This window comes from Amaricoccus sp., from assembly GCF_047602525.1.
Lineage (GTDB): Bacteria > Pseudomonadota > Alphaproteobacteria > Rhodobacterales > Rhodobacteraceae > Amaricoccus.
Genome location: NZ_JASGHB010000001.1, coordinates 2,930,592 through 2,948,431, shown reverse-complemented (window position 1 = coordinate 2,948,431; position 17,840 = coordinate 2,930,592). Strand labels below are relative to the sequence as shown.

Below are 17,840 nucleotides of genomic sequence, written 5' to 3'. Positions count from 1 at the left end.
TGTTAACCCTCTGATCGGGCGGCTCTTGCAGGTCGCTCGGCCAGAAAAGTCGAATCAACCGAATCACTTGCGAATCAGTCTTGCGAATCGCTGGGGGCAGGCGGATATTCCGCCGATGCAGCTCCCACCGGGTTTTGTCGACGAACTTCGCGGCCGCGTATCGCTGGCGCAGATAGCGGGTCGGCGGGTCAGCTGGGATCCGCGGAAGAGCAATGCCGCGCGCGGCGACTGGTGGGCCCCCTGTCCGTTCCATCAGGAAAAGACGGCGTCGTTCCATGTGGATGACGCCAAAGGGTTCTACTACTGCTTCGGCTGTCATGCCAAGGGCGATGTTCTCGATTTCGTCCGGGAAACCGAGAACGTCGGGTTCATGGAGGCGGTCGAGCGCCTCGCGGCCGATGCCGGGATGCAGATGCCGGCCGCCGATCCGGTGGCGGCGGCGCGGGCGGCGGCCAACACCGGGCTGGTTGAGGCGATGGAGGCGGCGGTGCGCTTCTATCGCGCGCAGCTGACCGGGGCGCGGGCCGGCGAGGCGCGGGCCTATCTGGAGCGGCGCGGGCTGGCCGCCGCGACGATCGAGGGCTTCGAGATCGGCTATGCCCCGGACGGGCGCACCGTGCTGATCGAGCACCTCAAGGCCAAGGGGTTTGACCTCGGGAAGCTGGTCGAGGCGGGCCTCGCGGGCAAGCCCGACCAGGGCAGCGCTTACGACCGATTCCGCAACCGCATCATGTTCCCGATCCGCGACGCACGGGGGCGGGCGATCGCCTTTGGCGCGCGCGCCATCGCGCCGGGGCAGGAGCCGAAGTACCTCAATTCGCCCGAGACCCCGCTCTTCGACAAGAGCCGCACGCTCTACAACGCCGGGCCGGCCGGGGCGGCTGCGCGCAAGGCGGGCACGGTGGTCGTGACCGAAGGTTACATGGACGTGATCGCGCTGGCCCGCGCCGGGATCGCCCATGCGGTCGCGCCGCTCGGCACGGCGATCACCGAGCGCCAGCTCGAGATGCTGTGGAAGCTCGCGCCCGAGCCGGTTGTGGCGCTCGACGGCGACACCGCGGGGCTGAATGCGGCGCACCGGCTGATCGACCTCGCGCTGCCGCATCTCGGCGCCGGGCGCAGCCTGCGCTTCGCCATCCTGCCGCCGGGGCAGGATCCCGATGACGTGGTGAAGGCCGGTGGCAAGGCGGCGATCGAGGCGGTGCTGGCCGACTCGAAGCCGGTCGTCGACCTGCTCTGGACCCGCGAGACCGAGGGACAGGTGCTCGACAGCCCGGAGCGGCGCGCGGCGCTCGACGCGCGGCTGCGCGGGCATGTCGGCCGGATCGCCGACCCGACGCTGAAGGCGCACTGGGAGGCGGAGATCCGCGCGCGCCGCGCCGCCCTCTTCGCACCCGCCGGGCGCCCGGCTGCCGAGGTGCGGCCCGGCCGCCCGTTCCAGCCCGGCCTTCGCGCCGGCGCCGGCAAGCGCGGGCGGGGCCGGGGCGATCAGGCCGTGCCGCAGTATTCGTTCGCGCCCGCGGTGCCCGCGACGCGCAACTCGCTGCTCGCCAAGGGCGCCGACGGGCTGGCGGAGGAGCGGGTGCGGGAGAGCGTCATCCTCGCCGGCTGCCTCCACCATCCCGACGTGGCGCTGCGCTTCGAGGCGCGGCTGGAGCGGCTGGCGTTTCGGTGCCCGGATCTCGAAGAGGTTCGGCGTGCCCTCTTGTCTGCGCTCGCCGACGCGCCAGATACGGGCGACCTCGCACGGGTCGCCGACATGGTTCGCGCGCGCCTCGGCAGGGATCCGACCGCGGAGCTCGCGCTGAACGGCCGGCTCGGCGCCGCCGCCCACCTGCGGCCGACCGCCGAGGCGGAGCTGGTGGCGCGCGCGATCGAGGAAGAGCTCGATCGCCATGCCGCGCTGTCGGGGCGCGCCGCCGAGGTCCGCGAGGCGACCGCCGACGTCGAGGCCGACGCGGACGACGGCCTGACCCTCCGGGTGCGCGCCGCCGCCGAGGCCGAGCATGCGACCTATACCCGCCCGTTCGCCGACGACGGGACCGACACCGGGCTCGAGGGCCCTGAGTTCCTGAGCGTGATCCGGGCCTCCGAGGCCCTGCTGGCGCGCAAGCCGCGCCGAAGATGAACCCCCGGCTTGCGAATCGCCGATTCGCAGGCAAGAAGCCGCAACCGACCGGGCGCCCCCCGCCCGCAGTGACATGGAGCTGGTCGATGGCCGCCAAGGACGACGAGCAGAAGAAGCCGGAAGACGCCACCGACGGGTCGGGGCCGATGCTCGACATGAGCCAGGCCGCGGTCAAGAAGATGATCGCGACCGCCAAGGCGCGCGGATACATCACCTATGACGAACTGAACGAGGTCCTGCCGCCGGATCAGGTGACGTCCGAGCAGATCGAGGACGTCATGGCGATGCTGTCCGAGATGGGCATCAACGTCGTCGAGAACGAGGAGGGCGAGGACGAGGAGGGCAGCCGCGACGACGCGCCGCCCTCGGCCGACGAGACCTCGGGCTCGCGCGAGATCACCGTGACCAGCGCCGGCGGCGAGGCGCTCGACCGCACCGACGATCCGGTGCGGATGTACCTGCGCGAGATGGGCTCGGTCGAATTGCTCTCGCGCGAGGGCGAGATCGCCATTGCCAAGCGCATCGAGGCCGGGCGCAACACGATGATCGCGGGCCTCTGCGAAAGCCCGCTGACCTTCCAGGCGATCACCATCTGGCGCGACGAGCTGCTGGACGAGGCGATCATGCTGCGCGACGTCATCGACCTCGAGACGACGTTCTCGGGCCAGATGGAGTCCGATGACGTCGAGAGCGTGCTGACCGACATCGTCGGGCCAGCCGTGCCCGACGCGCCGGAGGTGCGGCCCGAGCCCGCGCCCGCGCCCCCGCCCCGCCCCGCCGCGCAGAAGCCGGCGCCAAGGCCCGCCGCCGCGGCAAGCGCCGGTGACGAGGACGAGGAAGAGGATGTCGTCCTGTCCGACGAGGAGGAGGAGGCGCCGCAGCCGCAGCCCGAGCCGGACGAGGAGGAGGACGAGGACCAGGGCAACCTGTCGCTCGCCGCGATGGAGGCGGCGCTGAAGCCGCAGGTGCTCGAAACGCTGGAGCGCATCGCCACCGACTACAGCCGCCTTGCCGAGATGCAGGACGACCGGATCTCGGCGACGCTGAACCGCAACGAGAGCTTCACCTCGCAGCAGGAGCGCGAGTATCAGCGCCTGCGCTCGGAGATCGTCGAGCTGGTGAACTCGCTGCGTCTGCACAACAACCGCATCGAGCAGCTGGTCGACCAGCTCTACGGCATCAACCGCAAGATCATGGCGCTCGACAGCGGCATGGTGAAGCTCGCCGACCAGGCGCGCATCAACCGGCAGGAATTCATCGACGAGTACCGCGGGTCCGAGCTGGAGCCCGGCTGGCTCGATCGCGTCGGCACCCTGCGCTCGCGCGGCTGGGACATGCTGACCAGCCGCTTCCGCGACAAGGCCGACGAGATCCGCCACGAGATGGCCGAGGTCGGCCAGTACGTCGGCGTCGACATCTCCGAATTCCGTCGCATCGTGAACCAGGTGCAGAAGGGCGAGAAGGAAGCCCGACAGGCGAAGAAGGAGATGGTGGAGGCGAACCTCCGGCTCGTGATTTCCATCGCCAAGAAGTACACCAATCGCGGCTTGCAGTTCCTCGACCTGATCCAGGAAGGCAACATCGGCCTGATGAAGGCGGTCGACAAGTTCGAGTATCGCCGCGGCTACAAGTTCTCGACCTATGCGACGTGGTGGATCCGTCAGGCGATCACCCGCTCGATCGCCGATCAGGCCCGGACCATCCGCATCCCGGTCCACATGATCGAGACGATCAACAAGCTGGTGCGCACCAGCCGCCAGATGCTCCACGAGATCGGCCGCGAGCCGACGCCGGAAGAGCTGGCCGAGAAGCTCCAGATGCCGCTCGAGAAGGTTCGCAAGGTGATGAAGATCGCCAAGGAGCCGATCAGCCTCGAAACGCCGATCGGCGACGAGGAGGACAGCCAGCTCGGCGACTTCATCGAGGACAAGAACGCGATCCTGCCGCTGGACTCGGCCATCCAGCTGAACCTCAAGGAGACGACGACCCGGGTGCTGGCGTCGCTCACCCCGCGCGAGGAGCGGGTTCTGCGTATGCGCTTCGGCATCGGCATGAACACCGACCACACGCTCGAGGAGGTCGGCCAGCAGTTCAGCGTCACCCGCGAGCGCATCCGCCAGATCGAGGCCAAGGCGCTCCGGAAGCTGAAGCACCCGAGCCGGAGCCGGAAGCTGCGCAGCTTCCTGGATCAGTAGGGTAGGCGAAGGGTGAGGGCGGGGAACTCCGGCTTCACCCTCAAGTGCTCAGCTTCTCACTGGTCCGTCAGTTCCTTGATGGCCTCTCAAGTGCGAGCGGCGGCAAGGAACGAGCCGATTGTCTGCCTCATCGTTGAATGAGAAGGACGTCGGGAAGCTCTGCGTTCAAATGGCCTGAGCCACATCAGTCTGGCAGAAATCTGTCCCCGCGAACAGCAGCGGCCGTGTCTCCGCCCGTGCGACTGCGTAGGATATGCAGTCGCCGAAATTCAGCGCGGCCGGATGGCGACCCTTGCCGTAGCGCAGGAAGGCGTCGACTGCGAGGCGGGCGTGGGTATCTGTCAGGGGCAGAATCCGCACACCAAACGTTTCAAGAAGGTCGTCGACGACCGGACGGCCGTCCACGCCACCACGGCCGGTCAGCAGCATACACGTCTCGAGATAGCACGGGGCCGGCACGGCCGCGTCCGCTGCGCGGCCGAGCGCCAAGGCAAGGGTATCTGCCCCGGCTCCGCAAGGAGCAGGGCCACGAGGGCATGGCATTGCCACTATAGAACTGTCCTGCCGCCGTGCAACCCGGTCGGGAACGCTTCGTCGCCGGTGCGATTGACCCGGGGAGAAGCGCGAGGGAGGGGTCGATGGAGGACAGTGCAGCCGAGGCTCCGGGCCGGAAGGCGCGTCGTCCGACGGAGATGGGACGGGCGGCCTGGAAGATGGTGCTGGTCCGCGTCTGGCAGGGCATCGCCACGGACCACCTGTCGATCATCGCGGCGGGCGTGGCGTTCTTCGGCATCCTCGCGATCTTTCCCGCGATCGCCGCGCTGATCGCCGCCTACGGCTTCGTCGCCGATCCGCATCACGTGGCCGAGACGCTGGAGGCGGCGCGGCCGCTGCTGCCTGCCGAGGTGTTCGCCGCCATCGAGGGGCAGGTCGACGCGCTGCTCGCCGCGCCGCAGGCAAAGCTCGGCGTGGCCTCGCTCGTCTCGTTCGCCCTGGTGCTGTGGAGCGCCCGGGCGGGGGTGAGCGCGCTGATGGAGGGAATGAACGTCGTCTATCGCGAGGTCGATACCCGCAGCATCGTCGTGCAGTACCTGATATCGCTCGCGCTCACCCTGGCGTTCATCGCGGTGGAGATCGTGGCGTTGTTCGCCGTCGTGGCGGTGCCTACCGTGCTGAACTTCACGAGCATCGGCGTGGTCGGTCAGACGCTGGCGCGGGTGGCGCCGCTGGCGATCCTCGGGGCGGCAATCGTCTTCATCATCGGCGCGCTCTATCGCTACGCCCCGCGGCGGGCACCGGCGCGGAAGCGGTGGATCACCGTGGGCGCGGTGATGGCTGCTGTCGGCTGGCTCGCCGTCTCGGTCGCGCTCTCCGCGTACTTCGCGCGGTTTCCCGACTTCAACCGGACGTACGGCTCGCTCGGGGCGATCGTCGGCCTGCTGTTCTGGCTCTACGCCAGCACGTTCGTCGTGCTGCTCGGTGCCGAGCTGAACGCCCAGCTGGAGCTGCAGACCGAGATGGACACCACCACCGGGCGGCCGCGTCCGATGGGCGACCGCGGGGCGTATGTGGCCGACCACGTCGCCTGAGCGCGACCGCCCGGCGCAAGTGCCGGTCGTGGCGCGTGCGGGAAACGGGCAGGCATCTGACAGAGAGATGACCGATCAGGACAAACGATTGACGAGCAAGTGGCAATCCAGGGTTGAAAGCATCTGTCCCTCGCGCAGAATCGCCAATTTCGGGTTGCGTTGATACTCCAAACCGTTACGGTGCCGAGGGTGCAACCGATCCTGTGCCACAATGTTCCCTACTGCGTTGAATGTAACTGGGCGCTCTGAGCGCCTGTGAGCTCGGAAATCCTCCGCATGGTTGTGCGTGGTCATGTTAAGTGGTTCGATACGACCAAAGGCTACGGCTTCGTCGTGGGCGATGATGGGGAGGGTGATATCCTCCTGCACAGCAATGTGCTGAGGGTCTTCGGCTTCACGTCGGTCGCCGAGGGCGCCGAAATTTCCCTTCGTGTGCAGACGACCGACCGCGGCCGGCAGGCCATCGAAGTGCTCGATATCGTCCCCACCGCCCCCGTCGCCGCGCAGGTCCAGATCCCGATGCCCGACGGCGACGCGGCCGGCCCGCTGGAGCCGGCGCGGGTGAAGTGGTTCGACCGGGTCAAGGGCTTTGGCTTCGTCAACGTCTATGGCCGGCCCGAGGATGTGTTCCTGCACATGGAGACCTTGCGGCAGTACGGCTATGGCGAGGTCGTGGCCGGCGACGTGCTGGCGGTGCGCGTCACCGCGGGGCCGCGCGGCCCGATGGTCTACGAGGTGCGCAGCTGGGACTACGTGACGCGGCTGCGGATGCAGGAATGAGCCGTCTCGCCGGACTGCTGGTCGCGGCGATCCTTGCCGCGGGGCCGGTACGCGCGGCGGACTGTGCCGCCGACCAGCTCGACCTCCGCGATGCCGATGCCGCCCTGCGCTTTCATGTCGAGGTCATGGCGACCGAGGATGCCCGCGAAAAGGGCCTGATGTTCCGCGAGAGCCTGCCGAAGTTCTCGGGCATGCTGTTCGTCTACGAGACGCCGCAGCCGGTGGCGTTCTGGATGAAGAACACGCTGATCCCGCTCGACATGCTGTTCTTCGATGCCGCGGGCCGGCTGGAGCGGATCGCCGCCAACGCCCGGCCGCACGACGAGACGCCGATCTTCGGCGGCAACGACATCCAGTACGTGCTCGAGATCAACGGCGGCCTCGCGGCCGAGCTTGGCGTCGAGCCGGGCGCCGAGATCCGCAATCCGGCGCTCCACGGTGCCGCCTGGAGCTGCGACGGCTGATTCCGCTTTCCCCGGGGGCCCTCGCCGGGCTACATGGCGCGGAGATCGGGGCGTGGCGCAGCCTGGTAGCGCGGCGGTTTTGGGTACCGCAGGTCGCTGGTTCGAATCCAGTCGCCCCGACCAGCCGACCGCCGCTCAGGCCTCGGGCCGCAGGCTCGCGGTGACATAGTTGACCGACAGGTCGCGGTCCGACACCGACCAGCTCCAGCCCAGCGGATCGAAGACGAACCCCTTCGCGTCGACCGGCGCGAGCCCCGCCCCCCGCAGCAGCGCTTCCAGCTCGTCCGGGGTGATGAACTTGCGCCAGTCGTGCGTCCCCACCGGCAGCCAGCGCATGACCCGCTCGGCGCCGACGATCGCCATCAGCCAGCTCTTCGGGTTGCGGTTGATCGTCGAGCAGATCATCAGCCCGCCAGGCCGCAGCAGGTCGTGGCAGGCGCGCAGGTAGCCCTGCGGATCCGCGACGTGCTCGACCACCTCCATGTTCAGCACCACGTCGAACGCCTCGCCGGCCGCGGCCAGCGCCTCGGCGGTGCCGTGGCGATAGTCGATCGCCAGCCCGGACTGCTCCGCATGCAGCCGCGCCACCGGGATGTTGCGCGCGGCGGCATCGACGCCCACCACCTCGGCCCCGAGGCGGGCCATCGGCTCGGACAGCAGGCCGCCACCGCAGCCGATGTCGAGCACCCGCAGGCCCTCGAACGGCCGGGCGGCGCGGCGATCCCGGCCGAATTCCGCGGCGATCTGGCCCGCCACGTACTCGAGCCGGCAGGGGTTCAGCATGTGCAGCGGCTTGAACTTGCCGCTGGGGTCCCACCACTCCGCCGCCATCGCCTCGAACTTGGCAACCTCGGCAGTATCGACCGTGTCCGTCCAGTCACTCATTGCGGGAACCTGCTTGTCCTGATCATGCCCGGGATACATAGTGGCGGCATGAAGGAAAACCTCACCCAGGCCGGACCCTCGTCCCGGAGCGGACTTTATCCGCCGATCGAGCCGTTCCGCCAGCAGGTGATGGAGATGCCCGGCGGGCATCGGGTGTATGTCGAGCAGTGCGGCCGCCCCGACGGCGTGCCGGTCGTCGTGCTGCACGGCGGTCCGGGCGGGGGATGCTCGCCGGGAATGCGCCGGTTCTTCGACCCGAAGCACTATCGCATCGTGCTGTTCGACCAGCGCGGCTGTGGCCGCTCGACGCCGAACGCCTCGGTCGAGGCGAACACCACGTGGGATCTCGTGGCCGACATCGAGCGGATCCGCACCGAGTTGCGCATCGACCGCTGGATGGTGTTCGGCGGGTCATGGGGCGCCTGCCTCGCGCTGCTCTACGCCCAGACCCATCCGGAGCGGGTCGAGGCGCTGATCCTGCGCGGGGTCTTCACCATGACCCGGGCGGAACTCGACTGGTTCTATGCCGGCGGCGCGGGCGGGTTCTGGCCCGAGCAATGGGCGGCCTTTGCCGGGATGGTGCCGGCGGACGAGCGGCATGACCTGATCGCCGCCTATCACCGGCGTCTGTTCGGCACGGATGCGGTGGAGCAGAGCCGGTTTGCCCGCGCCTGGGCCGGCTGGGAAAGCGCGCTCGCCGTGCTCGACCCGGGCGAGGCGCGGGGCTATCCGTCGTCGTCCTACTCGCTGGCGTTCGCGCGGCTCGAGAACCACTATTTCACCCATGGCGGATGGCTCGACGGCGACGGGCACATCCTGCGGCACATGGACCGGATCGCGCATATCCCCGGGCATATCGTCCAGGGGCGCTATGACATGATCTGCCCGCCGCACACCGCCCATGCCCTGCACCGGGCGTGGCCCGCGTCCACCCTCGCCATGATACCGACCGCGGGCCACGCGCTTTCCGAGCCCGGCATCAGCGCCGAGCTGGTCGCCGAGATGGACCGGCTCCGGCAGCCGTCGCGCCGCGCCGCGGAGTAGGCCGGGCCTCAGCCCTCCTCGCCGTTCTCCGCGATCAGCGCCACGGACACCACCTTTTCATCAACGGCGGTGTTGAACACCCGGACGCCGCCCGCCCCGCGCGAGCGGAACGAGATTTCCGAGACCGGCACGCGGATCGACTGGCCGGCGTCGGTGGCGAGCATCACCTGCGCGTCGATCTCGACCGAGAACAGCGCGACGAGCGGGCCGCCCCGCATCGCCCGGTCCATCGCCGCCACGCCCTGGCCGCCACGGCCGCGCAGCGGATAGTCGTGGCTCGACGACAGCTTGCCCGCGCCCTTCTCGGTGACGGTGAGAAGCAGGTCTTCGGCCTCGGACATCTCGACGTAGCGCGGCTGGCCCAGCTCGAAGCCGCCGGTCGCGACGATTTCGTCTTCGTCGTCCGCCGGCTCGACCTCGTCCTCCGTGGCGCCGGCCACCGCGCGGCGCATCTTGAGATACGCCTCGCGCTCCTCCGGGCTGGCCTCGAAGTGCCGGATGATCGCCATCGACACCACCTCGTCGCCGGTCCCGAGGCGGATGCCGCGCACGCCGGTCGAGTCGCGGCCCTTGAACACCCGCACATCCGGCACGGCGAAGCGGATCGCCCGGCCGCCCTTGGTCGTCAGCATCACGTCGTCGCCCTCGGAGCAGATGCCGGCGGCGATGAGGCGCGTTCCCTCGGGCAGCTTCATGGCGATCTTGCCGTTCGCCTTGACGTTGGTGAAGTCGTCGAGCGCATTCCGGCGCACGTCGCCGTCGGATGTGGCGAACATGATCTGCAGGCTCGCCCATTCCGCTTCCGGCACGTCGACCGGCAGGATTGCCGCCACCGAGGCGCCCTGCGGGATCGGCAGGATGTTGACGATGGCCTTGCCGCGCGCATTGCGGTTGCCGAGCGGCAGGCGCCAGGTCTTCAGCATGTAGACCATGCCGTCGGTGGAGAACACCAGGAGCGCGGTGTGGGTGTTGGCGACGAAGAGCCGGGTGACGAAGTCCTCGTCCTTGGTCGCCATGCCCTGCGTGCCCTTGCCGCCGCGCCGCTGCGATCGGTACTCGGTCAGAGGGGTGCGCTTGATGTAGCCGCCCTGGGTGACGGTGACGACCATGTCCTCGCGCTCGATGAGGTCTTCATCGTCGAGGTCGGACTCCCACTCCATCACGTCGGTGCGGCGCGGCACGGCGAAGAGCTGCCGCACCTCTGCAAGCTCGCCGGAGATGATCGCCATGATCCGGTCGCGCGAGCGCAGGATGTCGAGATAGTCGGTGATCTTGCCCGCCAGCTCCTGCAGTTCGTCCGTCACCTCGCGCACGCCGAGCGCGGTCAGGCGCTGCAGCCGCAGGTCGAGGATGGCGCGCGCCTGGATCTCGGAGAGATTGTAGGTGCCATCATCGTTGATCGTGTGCGTCGGGTCGTCGATCAGGCGGATGTAGGGGGCGATGTCGGACGCCGGCCAGCGCCGGGTCATCAGCCGCTCGCGCGCCTCGGCCGGGTCGGCGGAGGCGCGGATCGTCGCGACCACCTCGTCGACGTTCGAGACCGCGACCGCGAGGCCGCAGAGGATGTGCGCCCGCTCGCGCGCCTTGCGCAGCTCGAAGGCGGTGCGCCGGGCGACCACCTCCTCGCGGAAGGCGATGAAGTGGACGAGGAAGTCGCGCAGGGTCAGCTGCTCCGGCCGGCCGCCGTGCAGCGCCAGCATGTTGCAGCCGAAGGTGGTCTGCAGCGGCGTGAAGCGGAACAGCTGGTTCAGCACCACGTCCGGCGTGGCGTCGCGGCGCAGCTCGATCACCACGCGGACGCCGAAGCGGTCGCTCTCGTCCTGGACGTGGGCGATGCCCTCGATCTTCTTCTCGCGGGCCAGCTCGGCGATGCGCTCGATCATCACCGCCTTGTTGACCTGATACGGGATCTCGGAGACGACGATCGCCATCCGGTTGCCCTTCACCTCCTCGAAGCGGGTCTTGGCGCGCAGGATCACCGAGCCGCGGCCCTCGTGATACGCCTTTCGCGCACCGGAGCGGCCGAGGATGATGCCGCCCGTCGGGAAGTCGGGGGCGGGGACGTATTCCATCAGCTCGGCGACCGTCAGGTCCGGGTTCTCGATCAGCGCCAGTGTCGCGTCGATGACCTCGCCGAGATTGTGCGGCGGGATGTTGGTCGCCATGCCGACCGCGATGCCGCCCGCGCCGTTGACCAGCATGTTCGGGAACCGAGCCGGCAGGACGGTCGGCTCCATGTCCTTGCCGTCGTAGTTCGGCTGGAAGTCGACGGTGTCCTTGTCGATGTCGGCGAGGAGATACCCCGCGACCTTCGCCATGCGGACCTCGGTGTAGCGGAAGGCCGCCGCCTTGTCGCCGTCCATCGAGCCGAAGTTGCCCTGCCCGTCGAGCAGCGGCAGCGACATCGAGAAGTCCTGGGCCATGCGCACGAGGGCGTCGTAGATCGCCGCGTCGCCGTGCGGATGGTACTTGCCCATGGTGTCCGCCACCGGGCGCGACGACTTCCGATAGGGCTTGTCGAAGGTGTTGCCGACCTCGTGCATGGCGTAGAGGATGCGGCGGTGGACCGGCTTCAGCCCGTCGCGCAGGTCGGGGATCGCGCGCGCCACGATCACGCTCATCGCGTAGTCGAGGTAGGAGGCCCGCATTTCCGCCTCGATCGCCACGTTCGGGCCGTCGTGCGGCACCTTCGGGGTCTCGGGGAGGTCGTCCTCGTCGGGCGTGTCGGTCAAGGTCGGATCCTGACGGGAAGGTTGTCGCGTCCTCTATAGGACGCGAGGGGGCGGTGTGCAACCCGGTTTCAGGCGCGAAACAGAGATCATCCCTTTGTTATTTCAGGGTTTCCGACTGAGATGCCGGCCTCCCGGATCGCGGCCGGAGCATCCGTCAGGATTGTCTGCACCGGATGCGCGAAGGCAAGGCCGCTGCTGTTGACCAGCGCCATGGCGGCGAGCAGAAGCTCTTCCTGCATCCGGTAGAAATCGTCTTCGCTGCGGGCAAGCAGATCCGCCTGGATCTCGACGTCGATCGCGTACGAGCGCAGCGCCACCACCCGCACCCGTGGCGGCACCTCCGGGTCGACGTCGAGCGGATAGCGCGCGATTTCCGCCAGCATCCGCGCGGCGAATGCCGCGATCTGCGCCTCGGTCGCGCCATAGTCGAGCGAGATCACGTGCCGGAACAGGGTTGCGTCGCGGCAGGTCTTGTTCGTCACCTGCATCTTGGCGAGCTCGGCGTTCGGCACGGTGATCTGCATGCCGTCGGCGGCCCGGATCCGCGTGGAGCGCGGGCCGATCGACTCCACATGGCCCTCGCCGCCGTCGTAGATGATGAAATCGCCGACGCGGAACGGCCGGTCGGCGAAGATCGACACGCCGCCGAACAGGTTTTCGATGGTCGATTGCGCCGCCAGTGCCAGCGCCAGGCCGCTGACGCCGACGCCCGCCACCAGCCCGAGGACCGGCACGCCGAGCGCGTTGGCGCCATAGACGAGGATCGCTGCGGCCGAGAGCAGCCCGAGCACCCGGCCGACCAGGCGCGCCAGGTGCGAGTCGAGCCTGTCCTCGGCGAAGGCCGGAGTCATGACCACCAGCTCGGCCAGCAGTGTGAGGAGCGAGCGCGCCAGCCACGCGGCGGCGATCACGGCCACGGCGATCGACATCGCGTTGGTGATCTCGTGGAACCGGCCGCTGAGATTGAGCTGACCGAGTGCATAGCTGCGGGCGCCGAGGATCAGGGCCGCGAGCACGATCGGAATGGACAGGCGCAGGGCATGGGCACTCGTCGGCGCGAGCCGCTCGGCCGCGCGCAGGCACGCGGTGGCCCAGAGGGTGGCGAGCGCCAGTGCGGCCACGAACAGCACGAGGGTGGCCGCCACCTTCCAGGCCGGCGTGCCGAAGACCAGCGTCTGGAACGGCTCGGGGAGATCGTGCAGCTGCCGCGGGACGAGCGGGCCGGTGAAGCGCACCTGCTCGGCACGCCAGCTGTCGTAGGGGGCGGGATGCAGGACCGGCAGGTCCATGACCCGGGCGCTGAACTCCGGCAGGCGCTCGACGGTTTCCGCGGAGAACAGGAACTTGCCGCGATCCGGCCCGCTCTCCATGCGGACGATCTCGATCTCGGTCCCCGGCAGGCGGGCGCTGGTCACGTTGGGATCGTCCGGCAGCAGCGTCGGGTCGATCTCCGGCAGGCGCATCAGGATGTCCTTCAGCATCCCGAAGCTGGCAACGCCGATCTCCTGCCGGGCCACCGGCGCGGTCTCGGACAGGTCGAACAGCCGGTCGATGCGGCCGAGGACATCGTTGACCTGGCGCTGCAGGCGCAGGCTCGGATGCTCGAGATAGGCGGCATAGGCGGTGTCGAGCTGGTCCCCGAGCTCGCGGAGGGAGAGCAGCGTCGCCCTCGGGCTCGACGTGTCGAGCGGCTGGAGCGGCGAGACGAAGCCGGGGGTGTCCGCAACCGCGGTCCCGAGGCCGAGGAGCAGGAAGAGAAGGCAGAGCAGCGAGCGCATGAGATGGCAATCCAGCGGAAACGAGACGTTGGCCCGGCATAGCCCATGTGCGCAACGCTGCCGAGAGCGTGCGGCAAGGCAATGTTGCAAACGGTCACAAACCTTGATTTGTCCGAAAACTGTCAAATCCCTACATCTCCGGTCGTGAATGAATGGGCGCGACCTGTGCGCCGGATGGTGGGAGGCGGGCAATGCAGACGACCGTGAAGACTGCGGTGACTCTGATCGGGACCGGCCTGCACTCCGGTCGGCCGGCGCGTCTGGTGATCCATCCGGCCGAAACGGGCGGCATCCGGTTTCGCCGCGTGGACATCACCGACCGCGACAACGTGATCCCCGCGCTCTATGACCGGGTGACGGACACGCAGCTCTGCACGCTCATCTCGAACGACGCGGGCGCCTCGGTCGGCACGATCGAGCACGTCATGGCGGCGCTGGCCGGGACGGGCGTCACCCATGCGATGATCGACATCGACGGGCCCGAGGTGCCGATCATGGACGGCAGCGCCTGGCGCTTCGTTCAGGCGATCCTGCGCGCCGGGCTCGCGCCGGTGGCCGGCCCGCGCAAGGCGATCCGGGTGCTGAAGACCGTGCGCGACGAGCAGGGCGGCGTGATCGCCGAGCTGTCGCCGGCGGAGATGCTGACGATCGACTTCGCGATCGACTTTCCCGATGCGGCGATCGGCCGTCAGGTCAAGTCGATGTCGATGGTGAACGGCGCCTTCGTGCACGAGCTGGCCGACTGCCGCACGTTCTGCCGGCGCGCCGATGTCGAGGCGATGCAGTCCCACGGCCTCGCGCTCGGCGGCTCGCTCGACAACGCGGTGGTGGTCGAGGGCGACAAGGTGCTGAACCCCGGCGGCTTCCGCCGGACGGACGAATGCGTGCGGCACAAGATGCTCGACGCGCTCGGCGATCTGGCTCTGGCCGGCGCGCCGATCCTCGGGGCCTACCGCGGCGAGCGGGCGGGCCACGGGGCGACAAATCGACTGCTCCGGCGGCTGTTTGCCACGCCGGGTGCCTGGGAAGAGGTCGTTCTCGACGCCGAGGCGGCGAGTCTGCTCCCGGGTGCGGGCGTTGATGCGGCGGACCTTCGCCGCGTCGGGTGAAGTTTGTGACGAGTCGGTTGAGGCAATGACACGAGCGGGGGAAGCGCAGTCCGGACCCGGGCTGCGCTTTTCGTTTCAACCCCCCCTTATCCTGTGCTAACTGCAGGCGACCGGCACAGCCGGCGGGTCCGGGACAGGGCCGGAAAGTCCAGAGGCGGCAGGGGAGTAGCAGGCTTGGCAGGTCGAGGATGGGCACTTGCCGCCATGCTCGCGCTGACGGCTTGCGGCAATGGATCCCTCGGATCCGGTCTTGGATCCCTCGGGTTCGGGACGCGCGAGCCGCCAATCGAGTCGCGCACCGCGCAGGAAATCTATCTCGGCGCCGAGAAGATGCTCGACGATGGCGACGCCAAGAAGGCGGGGGACCAGTTCTCCGAGGTGGAGCGGCTCTATCCCTATTCCGAATGGTCGAAGCGCGCGATGCTGATGTCGGCATTCGCGTACCACGAGGCCTCGAAATACGCCGACAGCCGGGCGGCGGCGCAGCGCTATCTCGAATTCTATCCGGCTGACGTGGATGCGCCGTACGCGCAGTTCCTCATCGCGCTCAGCTATTACGACCAGATCGTCGACATCGGCCGCGATCAGTCGAACGCCTTCGAGGCGCTGCAGGAGATGCGCGATATCATCGAGCGCTATCCCGACAGCGAATATGCCAAGTCGGCGCAGATGAAGTTCGAGCTGGCGCTCGACCATCTGGCCGGCAAGGAGATGGAGATCGGGCGCTACTACCTGTCCCGCGGCTACTACACGGCGGCGATCAACCGCTTCCGCGTCGTCGTCGAGGACTACCAGACCACGACGCAGACGCCGGAGGCGCTCTATCGCCTGGTCGAGGCGTATCTCTCGCTCGGCCTGGTGCACGAGGCGCAGACGGCGGCGGCGATCCTTGGATACAATTTCCAGGGGACGAGCTGGTATCAGGACGCCTATTCTCTGCTCACCGGCCACGGGGTGCAGCCCGACAACGTCGGCGACAGCTGGCTGAACCAGACGTACCGCCAGGTGGTGCAGGGCAAGTGGCGCTGAGCGGCGGTCGCTGATGCTGCGGGCGCTCTCGATCCGGGACATGGTGCTGATCGAGGCCGCCGACCTCGACTTCCGGCCCGGGCTCAACGTGCTGACCGGCGAGACGGGGGCGGGCAAGTCGATCCTGCTCGATTGCCTCGGCTTCGTGCTGGGCTGGCGCGGTCGCGGCGGCGAAGCGCGACGCGGCGCGGCGCAGGGCGAGGTGATCGCGGAGTTTTCCCTGCCTGACGACCACCCGGCGCTCGCCGTGCTCGAAGCTGCCGGGCTGGCGGTGGGGCCGGAGCTGATCCTGCGACGGACCGTCGGCGCGGACGGGCGGCGGCAGGCCTGGGTGAACGACCGGCGCGCAACGGCCGAGACGCTGCGGGCGCTGTCCGACACGCTGGTCGAACTGCACGGGCAGCAGGACGACCGCGGGCTGCTCGACGCGCGCGGGCACCGGGCGCTGCTCGACGCCTTCGCCGCTGACGAGGGCGGGCTCGCGGCGGTGCGCTCGGCGTGGGCCGCGCGGGCGGCCGCCGCCGCGGCGCTCGACGAGGCGCGGGAGCGGCTTGCCGCCGCGGCGCGGGACCGCGACTTCGTGACACACGCGGCGCGCGAGCTTGGCGAGCTGGCGGCGGAGCCGGGCGAGGAGCCGGCGCTCGATGCGCGGCGGCGCGGCCTGCGCGCTGCCGAGCGGATCCGCGAGGATGTCGGTCGCGCCGGGCAGGCACTCGGGCCGGATGGGGCCGAGGGGCCGCTCCTGCAGGCGCTGCGCTGGCTCGAGGCGGTGGCGGGCGAGGCGGAGGGCGCGCTCGATCCGGCGCTCGACGCCATCGGCCGGGCGCTGGCCGAGATCGGCGATGCCGCAGGCGCGGTCGAGCGGTTCCTCGCCGATGTCGCGGGCGAGCCCGGCGAGCTGGAGCGGGTGGAGGAGCGGCTTTTCGCGATCCGCGGCCTCGCGCGCAAGTATCAGGTGGGTGCGGACGACCTGCCGGCGCTGGCCGAGGACTTCGCGGCACGGCTTCGGTCGCTCGATGCCGGCGAGGAGGGGCTCGGCCGTCTCGAGGCGGCGCTCGCCACCGCCGGCGCGGCCTATGACGTGGCGGCGGACCGGCTGGCGGCGACGCGACGCGCGGCCGCTGCACGACTGGATGCGGCGATGGCGGTCGAGCTGAAGCCGCTCAAGCTTGACCGGGCGGTCTTCGCGACCGAGGTCGAGGCCGCCGAGCCGGGGCCGGACGGGTCGGACCGCGTGCGCTTCACCGTCGCGACGAACCCCGGGGCCCCCGCGGGCCCGCTCGACCGCATCGCCTCGGGCGGCGAGCTGTCGCGCTTCCTGCTGGCGCTGAAGGTCTGCCTCAGCGCCCGGGCGCCGGGGCTCACGCTCATCTTCGACGAGATCGACCGCGGCGTCGGTGGTGCCACGGCCGACGCGGTGGGCCGCCGGCTGCAGGCGCTCGGTCGCGAGGCGCAGGTGCTCGTCGTCACCCACTCGCCGCAGGTGGCGGCGCGCGGCGCGCACCACTGGCAGGTCGGCAAGACCGTTGCCGGTGGAACCACCCGGAGCCGCATCGCCGGACTGGGCGCCGACGCCCGGGTGGAGGAGATCGCCCGGATGCTTGCGGGCGATACGATCACCGAAGAAGCCCGGGCGGCGGCCCGGTCCCTGCTCGCCGGATAGTCCTCCGCGACGCGAGATTCGCGATTGGATCAACCACGACGGGATCGATTCTGGCGCGGGCTCACCCCCAGATCGAACGTTCCACCGCTTCCCTGGTAACGATTGGCCGCTGTGGCCGGCGCACGGCCGCTGGACGGACAGTCGGGTCGCGCGTGATCGCGGCGCGGTTGAAACGGCCCGTCCCGGACCCCGAAGGCTGCGCCCGTCTGCCGCGCAGCCGCACGCGCGCAGGCCGCGTGGCAGCATCACCCTGCGCCGGCAACGAACTGATCCGCACCGAGAAACCGGGGCGACGGCAGGCATCCGACGTTCGGCCATCGCGGCAGACCGGAAGGCGCGCGCCCCGGCGTTGTCGTCACCCGAGAGCGGCCATCGAATTGCCACCACCAACGGTTCCCGCAGGGTTCCAATCTCACCAAAACGGCGGGTTTTCGCTCAATTCCT

At 69.4% G+C, this 17,840-nt stretch carries 13 protein-coding genes and 1 tRNA gene; 10 read left to right on the top strand and 4 right to left on the bottom strand.

Translation table 11 applies throughout. From position 1 onward, the window contains the following. The first annotated feature begins 115 nt into the window (after positions 1 to 115). Together dnaG and rpoD are read left to right on the top strand one after the other, a co-directional pair. Positions 116 to 2,128 carry a DNA primase gene (gene dnaG, locus QM699_RS15090; RefSeq protein ID WP_415011896.1) on the top strand — a complete coding sequence of 671 codons (2,013 nt, stop codon included), beginning with the start codon at positions 116 to 118 and terminating at the stop codon, positions 2,126 to 2,128. An 86-nt stretch (positions 2,129 to 2,214) separates the two neighbouring features. Continuing rightward, a complete protein-coding gene (gene rpoD / locus QM699_RS15085; protein WP_415011895.1) occupies positions 2,215 to 4,323 on the top strand; it encodes an RNA polymerase sigma factor RpoD in 2,109 nt (702 codons plus the stop codon). Between the two features lie 165 nt (positions 4,324 to 4,488). Here rpoD and QM699_RS15080 read toward each other — a convergent pair whose 3' ends face one another. Then, positions 4,489 to 4,866, bottom strand: a complete 378-nt coding sequence (locus tag QM699_RS15080; protein ID WP_415012768.1) for a type II toxin-antitoxin system VapC family toxin — start codon at positions 4,864 to 4,866, stop codon at positions 4,489 to 4,491. Between the two features lie 95 nt (positions 4,867 to 4,961). On the opposite strand from QM699_RS15080, the gene QM699_RS15075 reads away from it, so the two are divergent. The 4 genes from QM699_RS15075 to QM699_RS15060 all read left to right on the top strand — a co-directional run bounded on the left by QM699_RS15075 (position 4,962) and on the right by QM699_RS15060 (position 7,279). Then, positions 4,962 to 5,912 (top strand): YihY/virulence factor BrkB family protein, encoded by a 951-nt coding sequence (locus QM699_RS15075; RefSeq protein ID WP_415011894.1) that lies wholly within the window; start codon positions 4,962 to 4,964, stop codon positions 5,910 to 5,912. Between the two features lie 276 nt (positions 5,913 to 6,188). Continuing rightward, on the top strand, positions 6,189 to 6,692 hold the full coding sequence (locus tag QM699_RS15070) for a cold-shock protein (protein ID WP_415011893.1): 504 nt from the start codon (positions 6,189 to 6,191) through the stop codon (positions 6,690 to 6,692). Continuing rightward, positions 6,689 to 7,156, top strand: a complete 468-nt coding sequence (locus tag QM699_RS15065) for a DUF192 domain-containing protein (protein ID WP_415011892.1) — start codon at positions 6,689 to 6,691, stop codon at positions 7,154 to 7,156. The genes QM699_RS15070 and QM699_RS15065 overlap by 4 nt, the downstream gene beginning before the upstream one ends. A gap of 46 nt (positions 7,157 to 7,202) precedes the next feature. Continuing rightward, a tRNA-Pro gene (locus QM699_RS15060) sits at positions 7,203 to 7,279 on the top strand. A gap of 12 nt (positions 7,280 to 7,291) precedes the next feature. Here the strand turns inward: QM699_RS15060 and ubiG are convergent. Beyond that, positions 7,292 to 8,041: a bifunctional 2-polyprenyl-6-hydroxyphenol methylase/3-demethylubiquinol 3-O-methyltransferase UbiG gene (gene ubiG, locus QM699_RS15055; protein ID WP_415011891.1), complete on the bottom strand. Its 750-nt coding sequence runs from the start codon at positions 8,039 to 8,041 to the stop codon at positions 7,292 to 7,294. A 48-nt stretch (positions 8,042 to 8,089) separates the two neighbouring features. Between ubiG and pip the strand changes: the two genes are divergently transcribed. Continuing rightward, a complete protein-coding gene (gene pip, locus QM699_RS15050; RefSeq protein ID WP_415011890.1) occupies positions 8,090 to 9,085 on the top strand; it encodes a prolyl aminopeptidase in 996 nt (331 codons plus the stop codon). Between the two features lie 8 nt (positions 9,086 to 9,093). Here pip and gyrA read toward each other — a convergent pair whose 3' ends face one another. Together gyrA and QM699_RS15040 are read right to left on the bottom strand one after the other, a co-directional pair. Continuing rightward, positions 9,094 to 11,817, bottom strand: a complete 2,724-nt coding sequence (gene gyrA, locus QM699_RS15045; RefSeq protein WP_415011889.1) for a DNA gyrase subunit A — start codon at positions 11,815 to 11,817, stop codon at positions 9,094 to 9,096. A gap of 86 nt (positions 11,818 to 11,903) precedes the next feature. Further along, positions 11,904 to 13,595, bottom strand: coding sequence for a mechanosensitive ion channel family protein (locus QM699_RS15040; RefSeq protein ID WP_415011888.1), 1,692 nt, complete (start codon positions 13,593 to 13,595; stop codon positions 11,904 to 11,906). Positions 13,596 to 13,786: 191 nt separating this feature from the next. On the opposite strand from QM699_RS15040, the gene lpxC reads away from it, so the two are divergent. The 3 genes from lpxC (at position 13,787) to recN (ending at position 17,396) form a co-directional block, all read left to right on the top strand. Continuing rightward, entirely contained in the window at positions 13,787 to 14,704 is a 918-nt protein-coding gene (gene lpxC / locus QM699_RS15035) for a UDP-3-O-acyl-N-acetylglucosamine deacetylase (protein WP_415011887.1), read from the top strand. A 204-nt stretch (positions 14,705 to 14,908) separates the two neighbouring features. Then, on the top strand, positions 14,909 to 15,733 hold the full coding sequence (locus QM699_RS15030) for an outer membrane protein assembly factor BamD (RefSeq protein ID WP_415011886.1): 825 nt from the start codon (positions 14,909 to 14,911) through the stop codon (positions 15,731 to 15,733). A 13-nt stretch (positions 15,734 to 15,746) separates the two neighbouring features. After that, positions 15,747 to 17,396 (top strand): DNA repair protein RecN, encoded by a 1,650-nt coding sequence (gene recN / locus QM699_RS15025; protein ID WP_415011885.1) that lies wholly within the window; start codon positions 15,747 to 15,749, stop codon positions 17,394 to 17,396. The last annotated feature ends 444 nt before the right edge of the window (positions 17,397 to 17,840 follow it).